Origin of the sequence: Bacillus infantis NRRL B-14911 (genome assembly GCF_000473245.1) — a bacterium.
Lineage (GTDB): Bacteria > Bacillota > Bacilli > Bacillales > Cytobacillaceae > Bacillus_AB > Bacillus_AB infantis.
Genome location: NC_022524.1, coordinates 188,390 through 211,898, shown reverse-complemented (window position 1 = coordinate 211,898; position 23,509 = coordinate 188,390). Strand labels below are relative to the sequence as shown.

24 protein-coding genes, 1 riboswitch and 1 other annotated feature are annotated in these 23,509 nt (G+C 46.8%); of the genes, 16 read left to right on the top strand and 8 right to left on the bottom strand.

What is annotated here, in order from left to right; translation table 11 throughout:
* Positions 1-474: 474 nt before the first annotated feature.
* A complete protein-coding gene (locus N288_RS01215; protein WP_009795729.1) occupies positions 475-1,647 on the top strand; it encodes an FtsW/RodA/SpoVE family cell cycle protein in 1,173 nt (390 codons plus the stop codon).
* A 56-nt stretch (positions 1,648-1,703) separates the two neighbouring features.
* Positions 1,704-1,916: a binding site (T-box leader), on the top strand.
* A 58-nt stretch (positions 1,917-1,974) separates the two neighbouring features.
* Positions 1,975-3,660, top strand: a complete 1,686-nt coding sequence (gene argS / locus N288_RS01210; protein ID WP_410110752.1) for an arginine--tRNA ligase — start codon at positions 1,975-1,977, stop codon at positions 3,658-3,660.
* Positions 3,661-3,696: 36 nt separating this feature from the next.
* Here argS and N288_RS01205 read toward each other — a convergent pair whose 3' ends face one another.
* Positions 3,697-4,554 (bottom strand): sulfite exporter TauE/SafE family protein, encoded by an 858-nt coding sequence (locus N288_RS01205; protein ID WP_009795726.1) that lies wholly within the window; start codon positions 4,552-4,554, stop codon positions 3,697-3,699.
* Positions 4,555-4,676: 122 nt separating this feature from the next.
* Here N288_RS01205 and N288_RS01200 point away from each other — a divergent pair, with 122 nt between their 5' ends.
* From N288_RS01200 to N288_RS01180, 5 genes are all read left to right on the top strand, one after another.
* Complete coding sequence (locus N288_RS01200) at positions 4,677-5,003, top strand: PadR family transcriptional regulator (RefSeq protein ID WP_022543239.1); 327 nt, start codon at positions 4,677-4,679, stop codon at positions 5,001-5,003.
* A complete protein-coding gene (locus N288_RS01195) occupies positions 5,000-5,653 on the top strand; it encodes a permease prefix domain 1-containing protein (protein ID WP_009795724.1) in 654 nt (217 codons plus the stop codon). Before N288_RS01200 ends, N288_RS01195 begins: the two co-directional genes overlap by 4 nt.
* A gap of 151 nt (positions 5,654-5,804) precedes the next feature.
* Entirely contained in the window at positions 5,805-6,386 is a 582-nt protein-coding gene (locus N288_RS01190) for a YqaA family protein (protein ID WP_009795723.1), read from the top strand.
* A 128-nt stretch (positions 6,387-6,514) separates the two neighbouring features.
* Positions 6,515-6,946, top strand: coding sequence for a Dps family protein (locus tag N288_RS01185; protein WP_009795722.1), 432 nt, complete (start codon positions 6,515-6,517; stop codon positions 6,944-6,946).
* 114 nt (positions 6,947-7,060) lie between these two features.
* Entirely contained in the window at positions 7,061-7,705 is a 645-nt protein-coding gene (locus N288_RS01180; RefSeq protein ID WP_022543238.1) for a VC0807 family protein, read from the top strand.
* On the opposite strand, the gene N288_RS01175 is transcribed toward N288_RS01180, so the two are convergent.
* Complete coding sequence (locus N288_RS01175; RefSeq protein ID WP_009795720.1) at positions 7,702-8,586, bottom strand: YegS/Rv2252/BmrU family lipid kinase; 885 nt, start codon at positions 8,584-8,586, stop codon at positions 7,702-7,704. The genes N288_RS01180 and N288_RS01175 overlap by 4 nt on opposite strands.
* Before the next feature lie 170 nt (positions 8,587-8,756).
* On the opposite strand from N288_RS01175, the gene N288_RS01170 reads away from it, so the two are divergent.
* Together N288_RS01170 and N288_RS01165 are read left to right on the top strand one after the other, a co-directional pair.
* Entirely contained in the window at positions 8,757-9,311 is a 555-nt protein-coding gene (locus N288_RS01170; protein WP_009795719.1) for a GNAT family N-acetyltransferase, read from the top strand.
* A gap of 113 nt (positions 9,312-9,424) precedes the next feature.
* Positions 9,425-9,578, top strand: a riboswitch (cyclic di-AMP (ydaO/yuaA leader).
* Positions 9,579-9,682: 104 nt separating this feature from the next.
* Positions 9,683-11,002, top strand: coding sequence for a TrkH family potassium uptake protein (locus N288_RS01165; protein WP_022543237.1), 1,320 nt, complete (start codon positions 9,683-9,685; stop codon positions 11,000-11,002).
* A 280-nt stretch (positions 11,003-11,282) separates the two neighbouring features.
* Here the strand turns inward: N288_RS01165 and N288_RS01160 are convergent, their stop codons facing one another.
* On the bottom strand, positions 11,283-12,605 hold the full coding sequence (locus N288_RS01160; protein ID WP_009795716.1) for a DUF4179 domain-containing protein: 1,323 nt from the start codon (positions 12,603-12,605) through the stop codon (positions 11,283-11,285).
* Entirely contained in the window at positions 12,598-13,113 is a 516-nt protein-coding gene (locus tag N288_RS01155) for a sigma-70 family RNA polymerase sigma factor (protein WP_009795715.1), read from the bottom strand. The genes N288_RS01160 and N288_RS01155 overlap by 8 nt, the downstream gene beginning before the upstream one ends.
* A 160-nt stretch (positions 13,114-13,273) precedes the next feature.
* On the opposite strand from N288_RS01155, the gene N288_RS01150 reads away from it, so the two are divergent.
* From N288_RS01150 to N288_RS01140, 3 genes are all read left to right on the top strand, one after another.
* On the top strand, positions 13,274-14,938 hold the full coding sequence (locus N288_RS01150; protein ID WP_009795714.1) for a mechanosensitive ion channel: 1,665 nt from the start codon (positions 13,274-13,276) through the stop codon (positions 14,936-14,938).
* A gap of 103 nt (positions 14,939-15,041) precedes the next feature.
* On the top strand, positions 15,042-15,767 hold the full coding sequence (locus N288_RS01145) for a YqcI/YcgG family protein (protein WP_035403460.1): 726 nt from the start codon (positions 15,042-15,044) through the stop codon (positions 15,765-15,767).
* A 95-nt stretch (positions 15,768-15,862) separates the two neighbouring features.
* Positions 15,863-16,003 carry a BA3454 family stress response protein gene (locus tag N288_RS01140; protein ID WP_009795712.1) on the top strand — a complete coding sequence of 47 codons (141 nt, stop codon included), beginning with the start codon at positions 15,863-15,865 and terminating at the stop codon, positions 16,001-16,003.
* Positions 16,004-16,033: 30 nt separating this feature from the next.
* Here N288_RS01140 and N288_RS01135 read toward each other — a convergent pair whose 3' ends face one another.
* Together N288_RS01135 and N288_RS01130 are read right to left on the bottom strand one after the other, a co-directional pair.
* Positions 16,034-16,228, bottom strand: coding sequence for a hypothetical protein (locus tag N288_RS01135; protein WP_009795711.1), 195 nt, complete (start codon positions 16,226-16,228; stop codon positions 16,034-16,036).
* A 118-nt stretch (positions 16,229-16,346) separates the two neighbouring features.
* Complete coding sequence (locus N288_RS01130; protein WP_022543236.1) at positions 16,347-17,189, bottom strand: STAS domain-containing protein; 843 nt, start codon at positions 17,187-17,189, stop codon at positions 16,347-16,349.
* Between the two features lie 199 nt (positions 17,190-17,388).
* Between N288_RS01130 and N288_RS25755 the strand changes: the two genes are divergently transcribed.
* Positions 17,389-18,204, top strand: coding sequence for a general stress protein (locus N288_RS25755; RefSeq protein WP_009795708.1), 816 nt, complete (start codon positions 17,389-17,391; stop codon positions 18,202-18,204).
* 134 nt (positions 18,205-18,338) lie between these two features.
* Positions 18,339-19,385: a lactonase family protein gene (locus tag N288_RS01120; RefSeq protein ID WP_009795707.1), complete on the top strand. Its 1,047-nt coding sequence runs from the start codon at positions 18,339-18,341 to the stop codon at positions 19,383-19,385.
* A 107-nt stretch (positions 19,386-19,492) separates the two neighbouring features.
* On the opposite strand, the gene N288_RS01115 is transcribed toward N288_RS01120, so the two are convergent.
* On the bottom strand, positions 19,493-19,939 hold the full coding sequence (locus tag N288_RS01115) for a hypothetical protein (protein ID WP_022543235.1): 447 nt from the start codon (positions 19,937-19,939) through the stop codon (positions 19,493-19,495).
* A 173-nt stretch (positions 19,940-20,112) separates the two neighbouring features.
* Between N288_RS01115 and N288_RS01110 the strand changes: the two genes are divergently transcribed.
* Positions 20,113-20,670: a tyrosine-type recombinase/integrase gene (locus N288_RS01110; RefSeq protein WP_009795704.1), complete on the top strand. Its 558-nt coding sequence runs from the start codon at positions 20,113-20,115 to the stop codon at positions 20,668-20,670.
* 18 nt (positions 20,671-20,688) lie between these two features.
* Positions 20,689-22,185, top strand: coding sequence for a potassium/proton antiporter (locus tag N288_RS01105; RefSeq protein WP_009795703.1), 1,497 nt, complete (start codon positions 20,689-20,691; stop codon positions 22,183-22,185).
* 73 nt (positions 22,186-22,258) lie between these two features.
* Here the strand turns inward: N288_RS01105 and N288_RS01100 are convergent, their stop codons facing one another.
* Positions 22,259-23,482 (bottom strand): dicarboxylate/amino acid:cation symporter, encoded by a 1,224-nt coding sequence (locus N288_RS01100; protein WP_022543234.1) that lies wholly within the window; start codon positions 23,480-23,482, stop codon positions 22,259-22,261.
* Between the last annotated feature and the right edge of the window lie 27 nt (positions 23,483-23,509).

The window sequence follows — 23,509 nt, the reverse complement described above, 5'->3', positions numbered from 1 at the left end:
GCGGGGCTGAACAGTTGTCGAAGTTTAATGCATCTTCTGATCTATTAAAGTGCACAGCCTGGCTTCACGCTTAAGCTGCCATGCCCGTCCGGATACAATATCCCTATTTTAGCAAAAAACATTGAAAACTTCTTAGTTTTAATAAAAATATAAATCGCTGTAACTTTCCAATTTATGGTGAACTTCACAATGCAAGAATGACGCTGATCATTCATTTGCCATTAAAGCTTCAGCAGATTGAGCAAAAATATGACCGCCATAAAAACTCTATTTTTCCTATTAAGTTTGAAAAATTATCCTTTAAAGGAAACAATCTGCCTGGCAGATACGTCTATACTATTAGCCGCTTTCTATAATTAAAAAACTAATCCGGACTTTCGCCAGAATCCACCCGCCTCCCCTGCAGATGTATTAGAAGCAGGGCGGATTATATAAACAATGGCCAAACCGAAATGAAACAGGGTGTATTTTATAATGGATCGTTCACTTAAGCCTTCCGACCGCTTCGACTGGACGCTGAGCTTTCTGCTGCTGTTATTTGCCATAGTCAGCTGTACAGCGATCTACAGCGCCCAAACCTTACAGCAATATGATAAAAATTTCTTGCTGATGCAGATTTTCTGGTATGGCGTCGGCGCTTTCATCGCGGGCGTGACCATGTATTTCGACAGTGAGCAATTCAGGAAGCTTTCCTGGATCCTCTATGCTTTCGGCATACTCCTGCTTGTCGCGCTTGCCCTCGCCCCTGACAGCATCGCTCCCGTAATCAAAGGAGCAAAAAGCTGGTTTGTCATCCCCGGCGTCGGTTCGATACAGCCATCCGAATTTGTTAAAGTATTCCTGATCATGGCTCTCAGCAAGCTGATCGCCTCCCATCACGAGAAATTCGTCCAGAAAACACTGAAGACCGACTTTTATCTTTTGATCAAGCTTGGTGCTGTGACCGCTTTGCCGCTCGGCCTCATCCTTGTTCAGGACTTGGGAACTGCCCTCGTCATCATTGCCATCATGCTTGGGATCATCTTCGTCTCCGGGATCTCATGGAAGATTCTGCTGCCCATCTACAGCGCAGGCATCGGTTTTGCCGCCAGCGTCCTTTACCTGGTCATTTGGGCGCCTGACGTTATTGAAAAATATTTAAAGGTCGATCCTTATCAATTTGACCGGATCTATTCATGGCTCGATCCCGAGAGCTATGGGCAGTCTGCCGGCCTTCAGCTGCTGCGCTCGCTCCAGGCTATTGGCTCCGGCCTTATAACAGGGAAAGGGGTCGGCGACAGGCAGGTCAATATCCCCGATAATCATTCCGATTTCATCTTCAGCGTCATCGGAGAGGAATATGGCTTCCTTGGGGCAAGCGTCGTCATCAGCCTTTTTTTCCTCTTAATCTATCATTTGACCAAGACGGCTATGGAAACCAAGGATCCTTATAATACTTATATTTGTACAGGGATCATCAGTATGATTACGTTCCATGTATTCCAGAATATCGGCATGACCATACAGCTGCTGCCGATCACAGGGATACCGCTTCCCTTCATCAGCTATGGCGGAAGCTCGCTGATGGGAAATATGTTTGCGATGGGCTTGATCTTCAGCATCCGCTTCCATCATAAAACCTATATGTTTTCATCCGATTCACAATAATCTTGCAATTTTTATACAATAGGATATAATACGTGTAATATTCAACGCAGCGATATAGTCAATCAATGATGAAGAGAGTAGTAAAGGGCCGTCCCCTGAAGCGATGCAGGGATGGTGAAAGCCTGCAGGGACCCTTTTATGAAGCGCACTTAGGAGATGCCGGGCCGAAAGTCAAAGTAGGTCCTGCCGGGGCCATCCCCCGTTATCATGTCAAGAGGTCCTATGGACAATCAGAGTGGCACCGCGGGTATAACAGGCTCGTCTCTTTTATAAGAGGCGGGCTTTTTTGTGTTCAATTACATCAACAAGAAGGAGAAAGATCCCATGATCAAACTGAAAGCAATCTTTACTGAAGCGCTTTGGGAACTGTTTGAAGACCGGCTTACAGCTGCTGAGCTTGCCGGCTTGATTGAAGTGCCAAAGAATACGGCGCACGGCGACCTGGCATTTCCCTGCTTCACCCTTGCCAAAAAAATGAAGCAGGCCCCGGCAGTAATCGCTGCTGAAGCCGCCGGAAAGCTGCAGCACAGCCTCATTGACCAGGCAGAAGCACACGGCCCGTACCTGAATATTTTCTTCTCGAAGGAGAAAGTTGGCTTGGAGATCCTGCAGTCCCTTCTTGAAGCCGGCTCCCTATACGGCAATAGCAGCGTAGGCACAGGAAAGACTATCACTATTGATTTCTCAGCCCCCAATATTGCCAAGCCGTTTTCAATGGGCCATCTGCGTTCAACCGTTATCGGGAACAGCATCAGCCTGATAGCTGAAAAATGCGGCTATGAGGTTATCAGGATCAATCACCTCGGAGATTGGGGAACCCAATTCGGCAAGCTGATTACCGCCTATAAGAAATGGGGCACCCCCCGCACTGTAAAAGAAAAGCCGATCGCTGAACTATTCAAGCTTTACATCCGTTTCCATGAGGAGGCAGAGAAAGATCCTGATCTCGAAAACGAAGCGCGCCGCTGGTTCCGGGAGCTTGAACGGGGTAATGATGAGGCTTTTGCGCTATGGAGCTGGTTCAGGGAAGAATCATTAAAAGAGTTCAACCGGATCTATGAACTTTTGGGCATCTCTTTTGATTCCTATAACGGAGAGGCCTTTTACAACGATAAAATGGAAAAAGCCGTAGAGCTCCTGCAGTCCCGGAACCTCCTGACTCAATCCGAGGGAGCAGCAGTGGTCACCTTGGAAGAACATGGCCTCCCACCCTGCCTGATCAAAAAATCGGATGGAGCAACCCTTTATGCAACCCGCGACCTGGCCGCAGCCATCTTTCGGCAAGAAACCTATCGCTTCTCTGAAAGCCTGTATGTCGTCGGCCAGGAGCAGTCCGTCCACTTCAGGCAGCTGAAGCTTGTTCTGAAAAAGCTGGGCTTTCAGTGGGCAGAAAATATGCATCATATACCTTTCGGGCTTTATCTGAAGGACGGCAAGAAAATGTCGACAAGGAAAGGCAGGGTCGTCCTGCTTGAGGATGTTCTGAATGAAGCGGTCGAGCTTGCTTATGAGAATATCTGCCGCAAGAATCCTTCTCTTGAGCAGAAGGAAGAAACCGCTGCCGCTGTCGGCATCGGAGCAGTCCTTTTTCACGACTTGAAAAATGACCGCCTCAACCATATTGATTTTTCTCTGGAAGAAATGCTTACATTTGAAGGTGAGACCGGCCCTTATATCCAGTACACAAATGCAAGGGCAAGCTCCATCCTTCAAAAGGCCGGGACAGCCGGCAGGATGGAGCAGGGGCTCAGCGACCCTTACAGCTGGGATCTGCTCAAGCAGCTCAGCCTCTTTACCGGGAAGATTGAAGAAGCCCATAAGCATTATTCGCCTTCAGTGATTGCCAAGTATATCATCAATGTGGCACAGAGCTTCAATAAATATTATGGGCAGATCCGGATACTGGACGATACGCCGGGGCTTGAGACAAGACTCAGCCTGGTCCGGGCTGTATCCCTTGTCCTTGAAGAAGGGCTGCGGCTGCTTGGGATTGCGGCGCCAAAGAAAATGTAAAAAAAGAGGAGGGCAAAGCGCCCTCCCCTCCTGCCTCTATGCCTCCGCTTCCTTCTTCCTGATGATCTTCGACAGTGACAGGAAAAAGAAATAAGTAATAAATAGGCTCAGCAGGACAATGCCGATCAGATTGTGATGGACCAGCTTGAAAACGACGCTTAGGAGAGTCGCAATATACAATCCTGAAAGCAGCAGGCTGATGTCCTTATTTTTATAAAAATTGGTCAGCCATGCGCCGGCCTGGGATCCGACAAGGCCGCCGGCAACAAGCAGGATGGCAGTCAGATAACTGATCTCCACAGCAGATGCATACGACAGGAATCCAGTGCTGACAATCAGAAGGACAGCAAACAGGCTTGTCCCCACTGCCTTTCTCGGCTGCAGTCCCAGAAAGGCGATTGACAGGGGAACCATGATGAACCCTCCGCCCACTCCTAAAGCGGCAGAGACAAAACCGCCTGAAAATCCGATCAGCAGCATTCCAGCCAGGGATGGCCTGCCCTCGCGGGACTGTTCACCGGTCTTTTTTCCCTGCCGGAACATAGTGAACGCGAAATAGGAGAGCAGTACAATATAGCAGGCCGGGATAACGGTTGCATCCAGGCCTTTTTCACTTAGGAACAGCACCAGCGGCTTTGCGGCCTGGGTGGCAAGCATACCGCTCACCCCGAGTATTGCCCCTTCCTTCCAAAGGATATTTTTCAGCCTGAAATGGGCGCCTATACCTGACAGTGAAGTGCCTATTGAGAAAAAAAGGCTGGTTGCAATCGCCTCAAGGGGCGCAAACCCGATCAATAGCAGAACAGGCGTCAGGATGAATCCTCCTCCTACTCCAAAGAAGCCGGAGAGGACGCTGATCACTCCGCCCAGCAATAAAAATAGTAAATATTCCATATAAAAACTCCTTTGTTATCTCTATACCCATTGTAACTGATTTCATTACCTTTCGCCCTTTACCTTGTAATACAATGTACATTGAAGTACAATGTAAACAAATGAACCTGGAGGTACCCTTCGTGGATAAAGAACTGTTAAAAGGAAGCATCGATATTCTTTTATTATCCCTTCTTTCTGAAAAAGACAGCTATGGATATGAAATGACAAAGGAAATCCGCAAAAAAAGCGATGAAGCATACAGCATGAATGAAGGAACTCTATATCCGGCTCTCAAGCGGCTGGAGGCAAAAGGGTTTGTCACTTCCTACTGGCATCAGGAGCTTGAAGCCAGCAGGCGGAAGTATTACAGCATCACCGAAGACGGCCGCAAAGAATTGGGCAAAAAGCTCAAAAACTGGAACAAGATCAGCGATTTGATCCACAAATTTTCGGAGGGCTACTCATGAAGACAATCGATCAGTATATTGATCATATCGTTGACGGCCTGCCAATGGACCATTCTGAACGGGAAGAGCTGAGGCTTGAGATGACCTCTCATCTTGAAGAGCATGCAAAAGAGCTGATGGCATTCGGCTGGTCCGAGGAGGAAGCCGCCGGGGAAGCGATCAGATGCTTCGGGAATGAAAAGCGAATCAGCTCAGAGCTGAAGAAAGCCGTTTTTCCTTTTTATAAAATTTTCCGGTTCCTCTTCAGCACGATTTTACTGACGGCTTCCCTTCATCTCCTATCATACGAGGCTATGGTGTATTATAACCCGCAGTATGAGTTTGGCCTGGAGCCCGGCTACCTTTTCACCACCTATATGCTTGTGTTCTTCCTTGCAGGGATCGCAGAGGTATTGTATGAAGCTGTGTCACAGGCTTATAAAGCGAAATGGCTGCAGAGCCCCTGGGTGGTCATTCTTGTTCCGGCTGCTCTTATCTCGGGTTTGACATCGCTTGACTGGTTCAAGCAGCCTGAAAAATACCAGAATGGGCTTTGGCTCGACCTGTTCGCCATCCTGATCGGGGCATTCATTTATCTTCTTGCAAGGCAGATGTATACCCTTTTATTCTTGTCGGGTACAGGAAATGCCGGATCAGCCGGCCATCGGTAATCCCCCTTTGCCTTTTTTGAAAATGAATGTAATTATCGGACTCCTGCATGACTTGGCAGACAGTAAATGATATACTTCTCGTGTGCTGTCCTTAAGCTCTCTGTACAAGGGGCTTGAGGATATTTAACGAAGCTGCTAAAGGAGATCCGTTATGTCAGAACTGATTCACTCGATTGAAGAATGGCTTATGGAGTATGGTATCTTTGGATTGTTTTTTGTGTCCTTTGCCGACTCATCCTTCTTCCCTATCCCTCCGGATGTACTATTAATCCCAATGGGCATTTCCAATCCCGACCGCGTCATCTGGTATGCGTTCATCACAACCGTGGCATCTGTCCTTGGCGCCATTCTCGGATGGTTCATCGGTAAAAAACTGGGCCGCCCTGTTTTGCGGTACATCATCTCTGAAGAAAGAATCCAGAAAGTCGAGAACTATTTCAATAAATACGGGCCAGTAGCCATCCTTATTGCAGGCTTTACCCCAATTCCTTATAAAGTGTTCACCATTTTTGCCGGCATCACAAAAGTCCAGCTTAGGACCCTCATTATCTGGTCCATCATAGGCAGAGGCGCTCGCTTCTTCCTTGAAGCTGCCCTTATTATGGTACTTGGCGCCCAGGCGCGGCCCTTCATTGAAGAGAACTTCGGGATGCTGACACTTATAGGCGGAGCTTTGATTGTCATCGTATATATCATCTATCTGATTATGCGCAAAAAGAAAAAAACCGTCTGACTGAAAACGGCCCTCTAATGGCCGTTTTTTTATACTTATATTTTATTTATAATTATTATAAATAAGTATTGATTATAAAATAATATTTGATATAATTTAATTAAGGACAAAACGAGGAGGAAATCACTATGACTTTGACAAACAGCCTGAATAAACAAATCGCCAACTGGAGCGTCCTATATACTAAACTTCACCGTTTTCACTGGTTTGTAAAAGGACCTGCATTTTTCACCCTGCACGAGAAATTTGAAGAGCTTTACAATGAAGCAGCAGCGAATGTGGATACAATTGCAGAACGGGCATTGGCAGCAGGAAGCAGGCCGATTGCCACAATGAGCTTGTTCCTTGAACATGCGTCTATCAAGGATAACGGCAGTGAAGAAACCGCAGAAGAAATGGTCGCTGCCCTTATATCAGACTACAGCACGATCAGCACGGAACTAAAAGAGCTGGCAGGACTCGCCGAGGAAGAAAACGACCCGGTCACAGAAGACCTTGCCGTCGGGCTGATTGAAGACCTGGAAAAGAAAATCTGGATGCTGAAAGCCTTCCTAGCATAAAAAAGAGCCCAGCGGCTCTTTTTTTGTATACTCCTATAAGAAAATAAAGGAGTTCTACTTTCTATGGGGAATACTTAATTACAGAAACCTTTAAAAAAGGCAGGAACGAAAAAAATGCAGAAAAATTCAATGGTGCCAGACATTCTCTTTTATGTTGTGCTCCCTCTTGTTGTTTGGAATTACGGCCGGGACGTGCTTGGTGATTATCTGGCGATGATCCTGTCATCCGTACCTGGCATCATCTATACACTGTACCGCTTCTTTCAGCTTAAAAAAATCAATCTATTCGGCCTGTTCCTTCTTGTGAACCTGGTGATCGGCACCCTGATCGATGTGCTCGCCGGGTCGGCCCTTCAGCTTCTATGGAATAACGTCATTTATTCTTACGTGCTGGGCTGCCTGTTTTTGTTGACGATTGTGCTGAAAAAGCCAGTCTTCCTCTATTTCACTCTCGATTTTATGGAACTGCAGGGAAAAGACAGGGGCAGCATGAAGGAAGTTTTCTTTAAAAGCAAAACACTGATGATCTTCAGCCTGATCACGGCAGGCTTTGCTCTGAAATTCATTCTTCTTGCCTCCATTAAGGTCTGGCTCATTGGAAAATACGGGGTTGATGCCTTTGACCAGGGAATCGTGCTGAGGCAGATCCTGAATTGGGGCTTTACCATTGTATCGGCAGGCGGATTTTATTTTATCCTGAAAGAAATTGGAGCACTGAACGAACCTCCTGAAACAACCATAAGCCAGGACAGCCCTTAAGGCTGCCCTGGCTTTATCATTTGCATATGTCCTTCATGGACGCTTATCCGGCACGGAGTCGCTGAATATACCTCTCCATCCATGTCAGCTTCCATCCTCTTTTCTGTGCTTACTTGTATTTCCTTTCCCTTATAATGGAGAATATTCTCGTTTGCTTCCATGCTGTCTACTGTAAGTGCTTCTTTCATTAAAGCAAGATTGGCATCTTTTATAATAAATAAATCAGCCAGTCCGTCATTATAGTCAAGATTCTCAAAAGGCAATGCATTAGTGCCAATATAATGGCCATTGGCCAGAAGTATCATAACGGCATCTTCCTCTATGGCCTTTCCATCCACTATAAGCGAAGCATGGAATGGCTCCATTTCCTTGATCGTCCGCAAGGCGCTCAGGAAGTAGCTGATCCGCCCGAATAGGTTTTTTTCTGCTGCCTTAATATTTTCCGAAGCTTCCGCCACCAGCCCAATACCCCAGAAGTTGAGAAAGTAGTCTTCATTCGCCTGCATAATGTCAACCGGCTCTGCTTCTCCTGAGATCATTGCAAGTGCTGCATCACGTATATTTTGGGGGATATTCAATGTTCTTGAAAAATCATTGCAAGTCCCCCCAGGCAATATGCCGATGGCCGGCCGATCCTCGAGCGGCGCCAATCCATTGATGCATTCATGTACCGTCCCGTCTCCGCCCAGGATGAAAAGAACATCCACCTCAGATCCATATTCCCTGCACAGCTCTCTTGCATGCCCTTCCCTCTTGGTTGGCAGCAGAATCAGGGAATCCAGCTCTGCAGACAAGACCGGAACACAAGCTGCAAGCGATTTTTCTATATCTTTTTGACCGGCATTTCCATTATAAATAAGCATTCCTTTTCTATAATCCATCCTGGCCAAGGCCCCCTTTTTTTCGAACAGTGTATCTGCTATTACATTTACCCAACTTTTGATGTTTCAATTATATTGATGTTCAAATTACTGAAAGGGATAATATATCTATTTTTAATTGAGCGGGATTGGATTATATTGTAATTAGGAAAAGCCAAGGAGGAGTACAAATGGATGCTATAAGGTTCCTGCAGGGAGAACGGATTTATCTTCGGCCCATCAGTACAGAAGATACGGATATATATGTGAAGCTGCTCTATAATGAACGGTCAAGAAAGCTTACCGGTCTGAAAAAAGCTTTCTCCAAAGATCAGATCTTTTCTTATATTAAAGAAAAGGCGGAGGATTCATCATCCATCCTCTTATTGATTGTCCTTGATGGAACGAATGAAGTGATCGGCGATATCGCCCTTCAGGATATAGACAGCACCAACCGAAATGCCAATATCCGCGTGAACATCAGCGAGGAAGAGAACCAGGGGCGCGGTTATGGCAGCGAAGCAATGGAACTGATGCTTGGCTATGCGTTCGGCGTGCTGAATCTGCACAGGATCGAGCTGAATGTTTTCAACTATAACGACCGGGCGCTTCATGTCTACGAAAAGCTCGGCTTCATGCAGGAAGGCGTCCAGCGAGAGGCTTTATTTTACGATCACCAATACCATGATTCCATCATGATGAGCATTCTGGAGGATGACTACCGGCGTATCCATCTGGAGGAATAGACTTGCAAAACCGTGCACTGTGCACGGTTTTTTTGATTCGTAAAAATTTACAATTTCCTGATTGACTTTGCAAATGAGCGGGAGTATTTTAATTATTATAATCACACTCAAATTTCATACCTTTGCTGAATCTTATGTTAAGAACGGGGGAACCAATATGGCAGGAGGCTGTTTGCGCCTGCCCGGGGTGAATCCTGGCGGAGGCCGGGAAGGAAGCTCTCAATTCCTAATCCGGCAGCTAACTCCGTAAGCATATTGAGAGAAAGGCCAATACGTATATTGACCGTTCTTTTCCGTGGATAAGAATGGTTTTTTTTTGGCCAAAAATATATTGCTTTTCACTATTTGAGGAAAAAGGAGCTTTATCGATCATGAAGCGAAAATACCTGAATATCACGCCGCCGCAGCTTTTGACCCTTATATTCCTGTTTTTCATCCTGCTGGGGGCCGCCTTGCTGAAGCTTCCCTTTTCAACCGTTCATGGTGTTTCATGGATCGATGCCCTGTTCACAGCCACCTCGGCTATGACCGTGACAGGGCTGACAGTGGCTGATACGGCGTCTACCTATACCTTGTTCGGCCAGATTGTCATCATGTGCCTCATCCAGCTCGGAGGCCTTGGAATCATGTCCTTCGCTGTGCTGATTTACTTGATGCTCGGAAGGAAAATCGGGTTCAAGGAGCGCCTTGTCCTGCAGCAGGCATTGAACCAGACGTCGGTCGGCGGAGTCATACGCCTCGTCCGCTACCTGTTTATTTTTTCCTTTACGATCGAGGCCATTGCTGTGTTCTTCCTCTGCCTGAGATGGGTTCCGCTGTATGGGTGGCAGGATGGATTTTATTACAGCCTGTTCCATTCTGTTTCCGCCTTCAACAATGCAGGCTTTCAGCTCTGGCCGGACGGACTCAGCCGGTTTGTCGGCGATCCTGTCATCAATATTGTCATTTCCATGCTCTTTATCATTGGCGGTCTTGGCTTTACCGTACTGGCCGATCTGTGGAAATCAAAGCAATTCAAAAGGCTGTCGCTTCATTCCAAAATGATGATTGTGGGCACCTTTGCGGTCAATATTGTATCAATGGCCGTCATCTTTTACCTAGAATATAATAATCCGCAGACCCTCGCCCATCTGACCAGCTGGGAAAAGCTTTGGGCATCCTATTTTCAGGCCGTTTCGCCGAGGACTGCCGGGTTCAATTCAGTGGACATCGGCGGGCTTGAGGATGCAACTGTCCTGTATATGCTGCTGTTAATGTTTGTGGGTGCGGGGAGCGCGTCCACCGGCGGCGGAATTAAACTGACGACCTTTATCATCATTATCATGGCTGTCATTACATTCATACGCGGCAAAAAAGACATTGTCATTTTCCGCCGCACCATCAGCGTCAACTATCTGACAAAAGCGTTGGCCATCTCAATGATTTCCATCCTGTTCGTCTTTATCGCCATCTTTGTCCTGAGCATCACGGAGGATTTGCCATTTATTAAAATTATTTTCGAAGTAGTATCCGCCTTCGGAACGGTCGGCCTGTCCATGGGCATCACTGCCGACCTGTCGGAAATCGGAAAAGAAATCATCATCTTCATCATGTTCCTGGGCAAACTCGGCCCGCTCACACTCGCCTTCTCCTTCGCCAAACAAAAACCGGAGAAAATTCGGTATCCTGGTGAGGATGTTTTGTTGGGGTAGGGGAATTCGGTGGACGCTTGCGTCCGGAGCTGGACAAGACGAAATGCGGAGGCGGTTATTCAGGTGTTTGACAATATGAACTGGTGTTAAGCATTGGCCTGAGTAAAAACGACATTTTAACCGCAACTGATTTAGGTCATAAGTAAAACCAGGCCGCATTACTTCATTTCGGCCTGGTTCTAACAAATTCTCCGTTTCAATAAATGGTCCCATATAGAACAGACAGGGCTTGCCTGTTGTTGTCCGGCACTATCATTGAAAACTCCAGATCTCTCATTTCCTATTTCAGTGGCAGCTTTATATCCCCCTTAATCCAGGTAGGAAACGCACCTAGTTCAAGAGTGATTGGATTTTTGTATTTTAGCGGGTCTGCCTCTGATAGCATCAACCCATATTCCTGGTATACACCATCTACGCTGGTTTGAAAGAATGAGCTCCCGTTGCTCAGATCTCTACCTTCAGCATCTTTGGCAGTTATGAAAAGCTGGTGGTGGTAGTCTTGACCAGCACGAACCTTTACAGATAAATTTCTCCCTTCCAAGTTCACCCCTGACAATTTTTCAGCCTTTGGCTGCTTTATAATTTTTAGTGTTTCTGTATTAATAACCACTTCTGTATCCTCTTTATCTATAGCCATTACTTTATTTAGTGTCAGGTACAGCTGCTTAGGCTCTTTAAAGTAATTGCTCTGCAGATAGAAAATCTTTTCGTTTTCAGCTAAAATGCTTGCTGTTGCTCCGTTTACAATCCCTGACCAAACTTCTCCATTTTCATCAACAAGCCTCAGATCGTCCAAATTAAAGATCTTCTTGTTATTTTCCGGATCAAACGTCACATGTACAGCTGCGCGCAATGGATATATAGTTACGTTCTTGAAGGTGATTTTCTGACCTTTAATAGATACGGTCTTGTTTAGCGTATACACCTTCTTATTCGCTTTTAAGTTTTCCACAGAAAAATCCATTTCAAATGATTCAAGCCCCTTCTCTGTTTTAATTTTCACCTCTATCTTGAATTCAGTTGCTTTTAAAGGTTCAATAGCAAAGTAATCTATTGAATCACTTACTGAATTAACTGGCTCCTCAGTATAACTAGCACCTCCATAACTAGTAGCACCCGGCGGAAGCTCTTTGCCATCTGCACCAGTTAAAATAATCCTCTCCGTTTGGAGCACCTGTTTCTCCTCTGACTCAACTGTATAAAACACCACCAGCCCCCGTTCATCCCGGATAGCACCATCAAGCGTCACCCGGACCCCGTTTTTCTCCCGGGATATGCCGAGCGGCTGCATATAGTTATTCTCCACGGCGGATATCCAGCCCTTGTCATACCGGATAAGGTCCACCAGCTTTTCCATACCTGGCAATTCTGCGACATAGTTGGCAAAGGCCGGTGAAACTCTGATGCTGGTCAAAAATCCGAGCAATAGCAGGGCGGCTGCAAGACCGGGCAGCCAGCTCCTTTTGATGAACCGCTTCTTCGGGGCAGCTTTGGCTTGCCGGAACCCTTTCATGATTGCTTCCTCCAGCCGTTCATCCGGCACAGGAAACTCCTGATACCGCTCCCGTATGGCTTCAAGCTTTTTTTCTTCCTTTTCAAACATCCATCTTCCCCCCGCTTTCCTCGAGCTTCTCTCTTAATGACTTTAACGCTTTATTGAGCCATGTTTTCACGGTTCCTTCCGGACGGTTGTACAGGGCAGCCACTTCCTTGATTTTAAGATCGTGGAAGTATTTTAGCGTCAGCAGTTCACGGGAGCGGTCATCGAGCGCCTCCATTGCATCCTGGACCTCGAATAGAAGAGTATCCTCTTCCCCGCCCGATGCGAGGAGCAGCTGTTCATTATATACGAGCCTGTGTTGCTTCTTGAGCCTGTCGCAGCAGTAATGGATCATGATACGGATGATCCATGTCTTGAAATAGGCAGGCTGCTTCAGATCTTTTATGCTCCTGTAAGCCCGGAAGGTTACTTCCTGCACGGCCTCAAGAGCTTCTTCCTCATTTCGCATATAGGCGAGTGCGGTTTTATACAAATCTGCCTTGCAGGAACGGATGATATCAAGAAAAGCTTCATCATCCCCTTTTATGGCTTTGCGGACAATATGCTCCAAGGCTGATCGATCCCCCTCTTGTTTTCCTGAATATTAGACTGCTTCACAGGAAAAAGGTTTTGCTTTTCCAAACTTTATTTTCCAATTCGGCTGCCTGCAGCCTGTTTATCTGCTAACTCACTGGGTAAATGTAAATATCTATGTTAAGGAGTGGATCTAGTTGGATAATAATTATGCTTTTTGGAATGGCTGGAATGGCTATCTGAACCAGCTTCCCGACCTTTTGCTGGCATTAGTCGTCCTCCTGTTGGGATGGATCATTGCAAAGGCGGTTGAAAAGGCGGTCCTGAAAGGCCTCCGCAAAACCAATCTTGATAACAAACTGTTTGCCGAGTCGGGAAACAGAAAGTATTCCCCTGAGAAAATCATAAGCAAAATCGTTTATATTCTCATTCTCATTTTTGTCTTTATTTGGTTCTTCAATATCTTAAACTTAAGCTTCCTGGCTACTCCGCTAGTAGGCATGTTCTCGACTATTACAGGTGCCATCCCAAGCATTCTAAAGGCTGCCTTGATCCTGCTGGCTGCCTGGCTGGTGGCATCCGCCCTCAAGTTTCTCATCAAGCGTGGAGGCAGAACGCTTCGCGTCCATGAAACACTGAACAAATATAAATTCATTAAAGGAGATCACGATTCCTCCAATATCGTCGATAAAGCTGCCAATATTGTATTCTATCTGGTTCTGCTGATTTCCCTTCCTGCCGTGCTGTCAGCCTTGAATCTCGAGGGAGTCTCCGGACCGTTTGCCAGCATGCTCAATGATATTCTGGCTTTCCTTCCTAAACTCCTTGCCGCTGCCCTTATTCTGTTTATCGGCTGGTTCATCGCCAAGCTGGTCCGTGATATTGTCACGAGCTTCCTGCAGAGCATCGGTACGGAAAAGCTTGTCGGGCGTTTCGGCCTGTCCAAGCTGTTTGAAGGGACCACCCTTTCATCTGTTGCCGGCTATATCGTCTTTGTCTTCATTATGATCCCGGTCGTAATCGCGGCACTCGAAGAATTGGATCTGGAAGGAATATCACAGCCCGCGATTGCCATGCTGAACGATGTCCTCACCATGATCCCGAATATCATTGTAGCCATCGCCTTTATCCTTGCGGGCATCTGGCTCGGAAAATGGGTCAGGCAGATGGTTGCCAGCCTTCTTGAACGAATCGGCGCAGACTCATATTTTAATAGCATCGGATTCAAAAAAAATAAAACCGGGGCTGCAAAAAGCGGGATTTCCCAGCTGATCGGCTATATTGCCCAGATCATTGTTGTCCTCTTATTTGTTGTACAGGCTCTGAACCTGTTGAAGCTCGACTTCCTTGTCACACTGGCAACCGGGGTCATAGCCTATTTGCCGCATGTTCTTGCAGCCCTTGTCATTCTTGGAGCTGGATTATGGCTCGGAACCCTGGTAAAGAAGCTGCTTTCAAGCCTGCTGGAAGGCCCTCATTTCCGCCTTCTTTCATCTGTGGCACAATATGCAATTGTAGCCATTTCCATCTTTATGGCCCTGGACCAGCTTGGCGTCGCCCATTCCATCGTCAATTCCGCCTTTATCCTTATACTCGGCGGACTGGCCCTCGCCTTTGGCCTTGCCTTTGGTTTAGGAGGAAAGGATTTTGCAGCCAAGTATCTGCAAAAGCTTGACCGTAAAATTGAGCAGACGAGCATCAATAAAGATGCCCGCACCACCCAGATTAAAGAATCAATGACTCCAGATGCCTCCAGGGGCACTCAAGCTGGGGATTCCGGCCCTGCCCGGCCGATGACGCCGGATAACGCTGATCCGATAAATCCGGAGCATAATCGCATGAATGAAAAAAGAGATGAATAACTGCAAAGAAGAGAAATGATCTTTGAAGCATGAGATGAAGCCGGCCTCCTGCGGGAAGCCGGCTTTCATGCACTATGGAAAAAAAACATTAGGAGAGCTGATTATGAAAACCATCCAAAAATCATTGCTGACAAAAGAAGATATGACTAACCCTGACATTGTGCCTGCCTGGGTCATTGAAGAATATAAGACCTTCCATCAAACCGTCACAGACAAGACCTTCCCGTGCTATTTCGGCATGACTGCTGAAAACCGCGGGGAGCTGCGCTATGCATATATTTCACAGGAGGACTGGTCACAGCTTCCGAAGGCGCTGGAACAGTTCATTGATCTTTTTGATGCCCCTAAGCTTATCCGCCATGGCTTGTTTGTGTTTGTGGAGCCGGAAAAAGAAGAGAAGGATATCCCTTACTACCGCGAATATTTCTGGAACATTCTGAAGTATCTTCATGATCAGGATGAAAAACCTTGGCCAAAGGATGATCCAGAGGACCCGGACCACCATCTATGGGCATTCTCTTTTGCGGAAGAGCCCTTCTTTGTATTTGGAAACGCGCCAGCCTATAAGCAGCGGAAAACAAGGGATCTAGGTAACAGCCTTGTGCTGGGATTCCAGCCGCGGAGAATTTTTGAGGGGCTGGAAGGCACTTCAAAAGGAGGAATTATGTCCAGGGAAAAAGTCAGGGAACGAGTGGAAAAGTGGGATGGACTGCCAAAGCATCCGAATATCAGCCATTATGGGGATCCTGAGCATCGGGAATGGAAGCAATACTTCATCGGCGATGATATCAAGCCGATTGAAGGCAAATGCCCCTTCCATTCTAAATAATAGATTAGGCTCATAATTTCAGTAAAACAGGTTTCACTTTCCTTTTAAAATGGTATCACTATATTAAAATACCATTAAGAAAGGAATAAACAAGCATGGTACAAGTAACTGTAACCGTTAATCACGGCGGAAAAAATTATATGACAAATGTAATCGCACATAGAGGGACACAAGAAGAGGAAATTGCACGCCTTGCACAGGAACAGGTGCAGAGACAATGGCAGGCAGCCAATTAAAAAAAGTGAAGCGTGCACGCTTCACTTTTTTTAGATTCCCCATTTTATATAGACACCCAGCGCGACAATAGAAAGCAGAATGACCACTGCATAAATCACAGTCAGGTTGACCGTATTTTTCCTGGCTGACTTTGAGTAGTCAGCATCACTTTTGCCGGCCAGCATAAGGGTGAAAATTAAAGAAAGGATGATAATGGCTATAACGATGATTAATCCCAGCTTCATGTTCGACTCCCCGCTTTTGCAGAAGGCTGCTTAATAGATTTCCCTTCAACTGTATATGATTAGTGTATCACTTTATATTCAGTCAGTTCCTCATTTGTATATAAGTTTCACACAAATATCATCTTTTAGTTTGCTCGAATCCTGCTGCCATCAGCGCCTGCTTAAGATTTGCCCTCGTGGGGATTTCCCGGAATTCTATCCCGAGGGCCACGATCGTCTGGGCGATTTCCGGCCGTATTCCGGTCATAGTTGCCTTCACGCCGATCAGGTTTAATGACTTTACAATCTGAAACAGATTATGGGCAACCATCGTATCTATCATCGGGACGCCTGAAACATCAATGAACAGCTGCTTTAATTGAAGCTCTGAGCTGTTTTTCAGGCATTTTTCCATAATGAATTTTGCGCGCTCTGTATCTACTTCCCCAACGAGCGGAAGAACGGCAATATCCTCTGAAATCGGGACAACCGGAACGGACAGCTCCTGCAGGGCAGTCCGGGCTACTTCTATTTTCCTTGTGCTGTAGTTCATGTAAATATTACTGAATATATACGCGACCTCATCCAGGAGCGGGTTGATGATTTTGCTGACATCAAGCATCGTGACAGCAGCAAATTGATTTTTCTCCAGCTCCTCAGTGAAAACGTCCCAAATAACCGATCTGAACAGGGACAGCACACGGAGGGATTCGTCCAGGGGAACGCCGTTTTCTATCGCAGTTTCTCCTGTGTTACGGGCCCATTCTTCAATTTTGCGCCCGCTTTCCTCCTGATCCATATATAATGATTCACCCAGGATCTGAATCAAGGCCTTGCGCCATTCAGCTATCTGATTTCTGGCAACAGTCGATTTCTTAAGCTTTTCCTTATAGAAAGGGCATTCCCGTTCAAATATGTGATTGACGAGCTGCTCTTTGCTCTCTACTATTCTTGTGCCAATCTTAAGCAATTCGTTCCTCAATGCAATCCCTTCTCCCATGAAAAAGTCTGACAATTATATCATAGCATTTCCCTGCAGTATTGCAATGCTGACTCCCGTGAGTGTCCCTGTACGAAGCGGTTCTTTGCCATATATTTCAGGCAGGCTGAGGTTTAGGCCTTTTTCACATAAGGGTATGTATTCTATTAGATAAGTTTTTATATAATAAGGAGGAATGAACATGGCAGAAGATAATAAGCGCGTAGTAGGCTCATATGCAACAGAGAATGAAGCGGTTGAAACAATTGAAAGGCTGAAAGCAGAAGGCTACCGGGCTGAGGACATTTCCGTCATCAGCAAAAACCGTGATGATCTTGACGCTGTGAGCGAGGAAACCGGGACGAAGACAGAGGAAGGCCTTGCGGCTGGCGCTGCTGCCGGCGGAGCATTGGGCGGGCTCACAGGGCTGCTTGTGGGCATCGGTGCCCTTGCAATCCCTGGAATTGGACCGATCGTTGCGGCGGGCCCGATTGCTGCAACACTGACCGGGGCAGCGGTTGGCGCCGGGGCAGGCGGACTTGCAGGCGCATTGATCGGCATGGGCATCCCGGAAGAAGAGGCCAGCCGTTATGAAGCAGAGGTAAAAGAAGGAAGAATCCTGATCCTTGTGGATCCCGATGACCGGAACCGCGACCGCCTGACAGATGATGAAACGATCTTCACCGGAGGAGCTGTCAATGACGCCCGCCGCACTGACGAAGATTTCGTAGGCACAACAGACAGGAATACAGCCATCCGGGCTACGGACCAGGAAGATAAGTATGACGACTATATTGTCGATCCGCTTAACCCCGGTGAACTGGATAAAGGCGAAAATGCATTCCAGGACCACAATGATCAAAACCGCCCGTATACAGATGAAAATATAGATCCAAACACCCCTCTCAGTGACAAGGTGGTAAGCAACCCCTTTGCAGATGAAGACAGACTGAGAGATGAAGTGAACCGCGATTATACTGACCCGCGCCAGCCTAATTCAGACTATCCTAAAGGATAAGGGCTCAGCTGGCCACAAGGACCTGGCAGACTAACCCGCCAGGTCCTTTGGCTTTTTCACAATGCCCTGCTGAATACACTGAAAAGGTTCATGCTATAATAGAGGCAATTCCGCACTTTGAAAGGAGAATTAGTATGAAGGACCATATTTTTTCCGGATTTATTGGCACCTACACAAAAGGCGACAGCAAAGGCATTTATTCTTTTGAATTGAATACAGAAAACGGCAGGCTCGATAATGTCAAGCTCGCCGCAGAGCTTGAAAACCCTACATATGTGACAGTCAGCGAAGATAAAACACGCCTTTATTCCGTCGTAAAGGAAGGGGCGAAAGGCGGCGCAGCCGCGTTCTCCATCAGCGATGACGGCGGGCTTACGGAACTGAACCGCCAGCTGTCTGACGGTGCATCTCCATGCCATATCAGTGTAAATAAAGACTCGGACTATGCAGTGACTGCCAATTACCATAAAGGTACAATTGAAGCCTACGGACTGACGGGGGAAGGTTCCCTGCTTTCAGCTTCATCGGTTGCCCAGCATGAGGGTACAGGTCCAAACCCAGACCGCCAGGAAAAGCCGCATGCCCATTATGCAGGTTTTACGCCAGATGGAAAATTCATTGCAGCCGTTGACCTGGGTACAGATGAAATCATTACCTATGAGTTAAATGATGGAGTGCTGAAGGAAGCGGCCACACTGGATGTAAAGCCTGGCAGCGGTCCGCGGCATCTTGTTTTCCACCCGGAAAGAAATATTGCCTATGTGATGACAGAGCTGAGCTCCGAGGTAATCGTGCTCGAATACAGCCCGAATGACGGCAGCTTCAAGGTAATGCAGACAGTACCGGCCATCCCTCAAACATTCCGGGAAAATAACCAGGGAAGCGCCATCCATATCTCTTCTGACGGCCGCTTTGTCTATGCCGCCAATCGCGGACATGACAGCATCGCCGTATACTCTGTGAATGAAGAAACAGGCAAGCTGGATTTCATCGAGCATACTTCAACTGAAGGAAACTGGCCGCGCGACTTTGTGCTCGATCCTTCAGAAAGATATATCGTTGCCTCCAACCAGGAAACCGGAAACCTCACTTTGTTTGCCCGTGACGCACAAAGCGGCAGGCTATCCCTGCTGCAGAAGGATGTTTCAGTTCCTTACCCTGTATGTGTGAAATTCTTATAAGTAGCTTTTAAAAAGGGATATGCCCGTTATAAAAGTATTCATAAGCGCATGGATGTTAACATCCATGCGCTTATTATATGGTCCTGATCATCATGTTGGCTGTAAGGTTACCTGGCTGAAAAAAAAGGGCGTCCTACATAAGAAAGCAACAGGCTTCTGATGCACGCCAAAAAAAATCCTGCACTTGCAATGAAGGCCAATGCCAGTAGAACCCGTTCATTAATAGGCAGCTCAAAAATAAGGCTTATCCCCAGCATAAGGATACACAGCAGGCCATTTACTCCAAACAGAATACCCCAAAGGATATCTTTTACATTCTGATAAATCCTTCTTCCTTTCACGTATTTGATATAAAGGAAACAAACCATACATGCACCTGTCATGAAAATCACAGTCTTTATAAAAGGCAGGGAGGTACGTTCTTCCCAAGGCATATCAATGATGACCATGTTTACGTAATAAGTTAGATTAAAAATAATCATAAAGAGGACAGTATAAAAAAACACCACCCACTCACTTATATAAATAATAGGCAAAAAAAACTTCTTTAACATGGTTCCTCCTTTTATAAGAGCCGGGCTTTTTTTCTATCGTAACAAAAATTATTTGTAATTTCATGTTATTTCCAAATATATAGAACTCATCGGATGCCAAAGCAGGTTCTATTCTTTTCCATGTTACATAACCATATGCTATAATAGGATTAAGTTACATTGGAGGTGATTTAATGAAAACAGTCGGTGCAATAACTGACAAACAAAAGATCCTGATTATGAAAGAGTGGCTCCAATCCCGCTCATCCAGGGATTATTGCTTGTTTCTGCTTGGCATCAACACCGGAATACGCATTAATGACCTGCTTCATCTGCAGGTAAAAGATGCTGCAGATGAAAGCGGAAATATTCTTTCCTATTTGCATACCTCTGAAAATTGCTTCCCCCCTATCTATTTCAATCTGCAGGTCCGCGAAGCCCTCCACAAGTGCATCAAGGAGAATGGCCTCAAAAGGGAAGACCCGCTCTTTAAGTCAAGGAAGTCCCATAATTCAATCACAAGAGTTCAGGCGTACCGGATCATTAATGAGGCTGCCAGGGCCGCAGGCATTGAAGAGCCTGTCGGCACACACACTTTAAGAAAAACCTTTGGCTACCATGCTTATTCAAAAGGCATTGCCGTGTCGCTGATTCAAAAGAGGCTTCAGCAATCATCCCCATCAGAAACCTATAGCTATCTGGGGATTTCACCTAAGAACCCCCCATCTGTCACTCTCGACGTCAATTTATAGAAAAAGGAGCTGATATCCATGATTAATGTTTTGCATACAGATACATTCATCCTGCTTGCAGCCATTCTGTTTATCACCGGCGTGCTGACTACTAAATTCTCCTCACGGCTTGGCGTTCCTTCCCTCGTGCTGTTTATGGCAGTCGGGATGCTTATGGGCAGCGACGTACTGGGCATCATTTATTTCGACAATGCCAGCACAGCCCAAATGATCGGTGTCCTTGCTTTGATCATTATCCTGTTTGAAGGCGGCCTCCAGACTAAGTGGAAAACACTGCGCCCTGTTGTCCTCCCATCATTGTCACTCGCCACCCTCGGCGTCATCCTCACATCCGGAATTGTTGCAGCCGCAGCGAAACTCATTCTGGGGACAGGCTGGCTCGAATCAATTCTTTTCGGTGCCATTGTCGGATCAACGGATGCTGCTGCCGTCTTCGCTGTCCTCAAGGATAAGAATATCGATGAACGGATTGGCGCCACTCTTGAAGCAGAATCAGGCTCCAATGATCCGATGGCTGTCTTCCTGACAGTCGCCATGATTGAATTGATCACCCTTCCGGAAGCAAGCATCTGGTCCTTGATCGGAACCTTTTTCCTCCAGATGAGCATTGGCCTCCTGTTTGGACTGATCTTCGGCAGATTGGCCGTGTTTGCCCTTAACCGCATCAATCTTGATTCAGGCGGCCTCTATCCTGTCTTTGCCACAGCCTTTGCACTTTTAACATATGGAATTACAGCCTTTGCGAGCGGAAGCGGCCTTCTTGCCGTCTATATCGCTGCCATTATCATCGGAAACATGGAACTTGCCTACAAGCACACCATCTTCCGCTTTTCTGAAGGATTTGCCTGGATGATGCAGATCATGATGTTTGTGATTCTCGGCCTGCTGGTGTTCCCTTCCGAGCTGTTCAGCCTGGATATATTCCTGAAAGGCATCGCCATTTCTGCAATCCTTATATTGATTGCAAGACCTGCAGCCGTCTTCTTGTCCACTATCAGGATGGGATATAAAACGAACGAACTCATTTTCCTTTCCTGGGCCGGACTTAAGGGAGCCGTACCAATCGTATTGGCCACCTTCCCTCTTCTTGCAGGAGTTGAGGGAAGCCAGCAGATCTTCAATGTCGTCTTCTTCGTCGTCCTGACCAGCTGCCTCATTCAAGGCTCAACGATTACAGCACTCGCAGCGAGACTCAAGCTGACCGGACCGAAAAAAACGACGCCTATGCATTCGCTTGAGCTTGTGTCCATCGGAAAGGCAGATGCAGAAATGATTGAATACGAAATGGAGGATGATGCCCAGATCATCGGGCAGACCCTGATTGATATCCCGTTCCCTAAAGGTGCGCTTGTGAATGCCATCATCCGCAATGATGAACTGATTACCCCGGCCGGCAGCACCATCATCCTTCCAGGGGATGTGCTGTATATCCTCGCCAGCCGCAAGAGCAAACCGCAGCTCAAGAAGCTTCTTCTGCAGAAAAAAATAGAAGAAGCGGCCGAACCGACTGCGTAGTACTTCCCGCGGTTCACCCGTTCCATCAAAAAACACCGTCCTTCATCCGGACGGTGTTTTGCTTTCCCTATTATCAGGTTAATTCCCTGTTTTTCTTTTTCTCAGATTCACCGACGATGACTGCACAAGCGGCATCGCCTGTAATATTGACGGCTGTTCTCGTCATATCAAGAAGCCTGTCGATCCCTATGATCAGGGCGATCCCTTCAACAGGAAGGTTAACAGACTGAAGGACCATCGCCAGCATGATCAGGCCGACACCCGGCACGCCTGCTGTTCCGATGCTCGCAAGCACAGCTGTCAGAACGACTGTCACAAGCTGGGTGAACGTCAGATCAAGGCCATATACCTGCGCGATAAAGATGGTGGCCACACCTTGCATGATCGCTGTTCCATCCATATTGATCGTGGCGCCAAGCGGCTGAACGAAGCTGCTCACCGATTCAGGGACCTTCAAGTTCTTCTGGGCCACATTCATGGAAACCGGAAGTGTGGCATTACTGCTCGATGTACTGAAGGCCACGCTCATTGCAGGGGCAAAGCCCTTGAAGAATTCAAATGGATTACGCTTTGCCAGAAAGTATACTGATGACCCGTAAGTCACAAGTGTATGGACGATCAGCGCTGCAAGGACCACACCCATGTACAGCCCCATCGCTTTAATCGCATCTACTCCCTGAGTGCCAACTGCCGATACGATCAGGCCGAAGGTTCCATACGGAGCAAAACGCATGATCAGGTTCACAAGATACATCATCAGTTCATTCCCCTGGTCAAACAGCTTCAGGACCCCTCTGGTTTTCTCGCCAAGCATGGTTAGTGCAAAACCGATGAAAACAGAAAAGGTAATGATCTGCAGCATGTTTCCTTCTGTAAATGCCTTAATCGGGTTTGTCGGAATGATATTCAGCAAGGTGTCTGATACTGGCGGCGCCTCCTCCGCCTGGAACTCCGCGCCGGTAGTATCAAAAGTTCCTACAGTTCCCGGCTGGAATATATAGGCGAATGCGATCCCTATGATCAAAGCCATACAGGTAGTCGCCAAAAAGTAAGAAATTGTCTTCAAGCCAATCCTTCCAAGCTTCTTCGGATCGCCGAGACCGGCGGTGCCAAGCGTGATGGAGAAGAAAACAATCGGCACAACGAGCATGTTGATCAAGTTGAGGAATATTTTCCCCAGCGGAGTGAACAGGTAGGTGTTCAATGTTTCAAATAAATCCGGGGAATATAAGTTCAATAATAAGCCGACAATGCCCCCCGCAATCAGAGCGATGATAATCTTTGTTGATAGTTTCATCATGCAGCCTCCTTAATCGAATTTTTA

What these genes read in the sequence shown, in the direction of transcription:
- N288_RS01170 (WP_009795719.1), top strand. Translation starts at nt 8,757, where the DNA reads ATGGATGCTATAAGGTTCCTGCAGGGAGAACGGATTTATCTTCGGCCC.
- N288_RS01165 (WP_022543237.1), top strand. Translation starts at nt 9,683, where the DNA reads ATGAAGCGAAAATACCTGAATATCACGCCGCCGCAGCTTTTGACCCTT.
- N288_RS01190 (WP_009795723.1), top strand. Translation starts at nt 5,805, where the DNA reads ATGTCAGAACTGATTCACTCGATTGAAGAATGGCTTATGGAGTATGGT.
- N288_RS01110 (WP_009795704.1), top strand. Translation starts at nt 20,113, where the DNA reads ATGAAAACAGTCGGTGCAATAACTGACAAACAAAAGATCCTGATTATG.
- N288_RS01140 (WP_009795712.1), top strand. Translation starts at nt 15,863, where the DNA reads ATGGTACAAGTAACTGTAACCGTTAATCACGGCGGAAAAAATTATATG.
- N288_RS01185 (WP_009795722.1), top strand. Translation starts at nt 6,515, where the DNA reads ATGACTTTGACAAACAGCCTGAATAAACAAATCGCCAACTGGAGCGTC.
- N288_RS01120 (WP_009795707.1), top strand. Translation starts at nt 18,339, where the DNA reads ATGAAGGACCATATTTTTTCCGGATTTATTGGCACCTACACAAAAGGC.
- N288_RS25755 (WP_009795708.1), top strand. Translation starts at nt 17,389, where the DNA reads ATGGCAGAAGATAATAAGCGCGTAGTAGGCTCATATGCAACAGAGAAT.
- N288_RS01145 (WP_035403460.1), top strand. Translation starts at nt 15,042, where the DNA reads ATGAAAACCATCCAAAAATCATTGCTGACAAAAGAAGATATGACTAAC.
- N288_RS01100 (WP_022543234.1), bottom strand. Translation starts at nt 23,482, where the DNA reads ATGAAACTATCAACAAAGATTATCATCGCTCTGATTGCGGGGGGCATT.
- N288_RS01160 (WP_009795716.1), bottom strand. Translation starts at nt 12,605, where the DNA reads ATGTTTGAAAAGGAAGAAAAAAAGCTTGAAGCCATACGGGAGCGGTAT.
- N288_RS01135 (WP_009795711.1), bottom strand. Translation starts at nt 16,228, where the DNA reads ATGAAGCTGGGATTAATCATCGTTATAGCCATTATCATCCTTTCTTTA.
- N288_RS01175 (WP_009795720.1), bottom strand. Translation starts at nt 8,586, where the DNA reads ATGGATTATAGAAAAGGAATGCTTATTTATAATGGAAATGCCGGTCAA.
- N288_RS01115 (WP_022543235.1), bottom strand. Translation starts at nt 19,939, where the DNA reads ATGTTAAAGAAGTTTTTTTTGCCTATTATTTATATAAGTGAGTGGGTG.
- N288_RS01205 (WP_009795726.1), bottom strand. Translation starts at nt 4,554, where the DNA reads ATGGAATATTTACTATTTTTATTGCTGGGCGGAGTGATCAGCGTCCTC.
- N288_RS01105 (WP_009795703.1), top strand. Translation starts at nt 20,689, where the DNA reads ATGATTAATGTTTTGCATACAGATACATTCATCCTGCTTGCAGCCATT.
- N288_RS01215 (WP_009795729.1), top strand. Translation starts at nt 475, where the DNA reads ATGGATCGTTCACTTAAGCCTTCCGACCGCTTCGACTGGACGCTGAGC.
- N288_RS01180 (WP_022543238.1), top strand. Translation starts at nt 7,061, where the DNA reads ATGCAGAAAAATTCAATGGTGCCAGACATTCTCTTTTATGTTGTGCTC.
- N288_RS01195 (WP_009795724.1), top strand. Translation starts at nt 5,000, where the DNA reads ATGAAGACAATCGATCAGTATATTGATCATATCGTTGACGGCCTGCCA.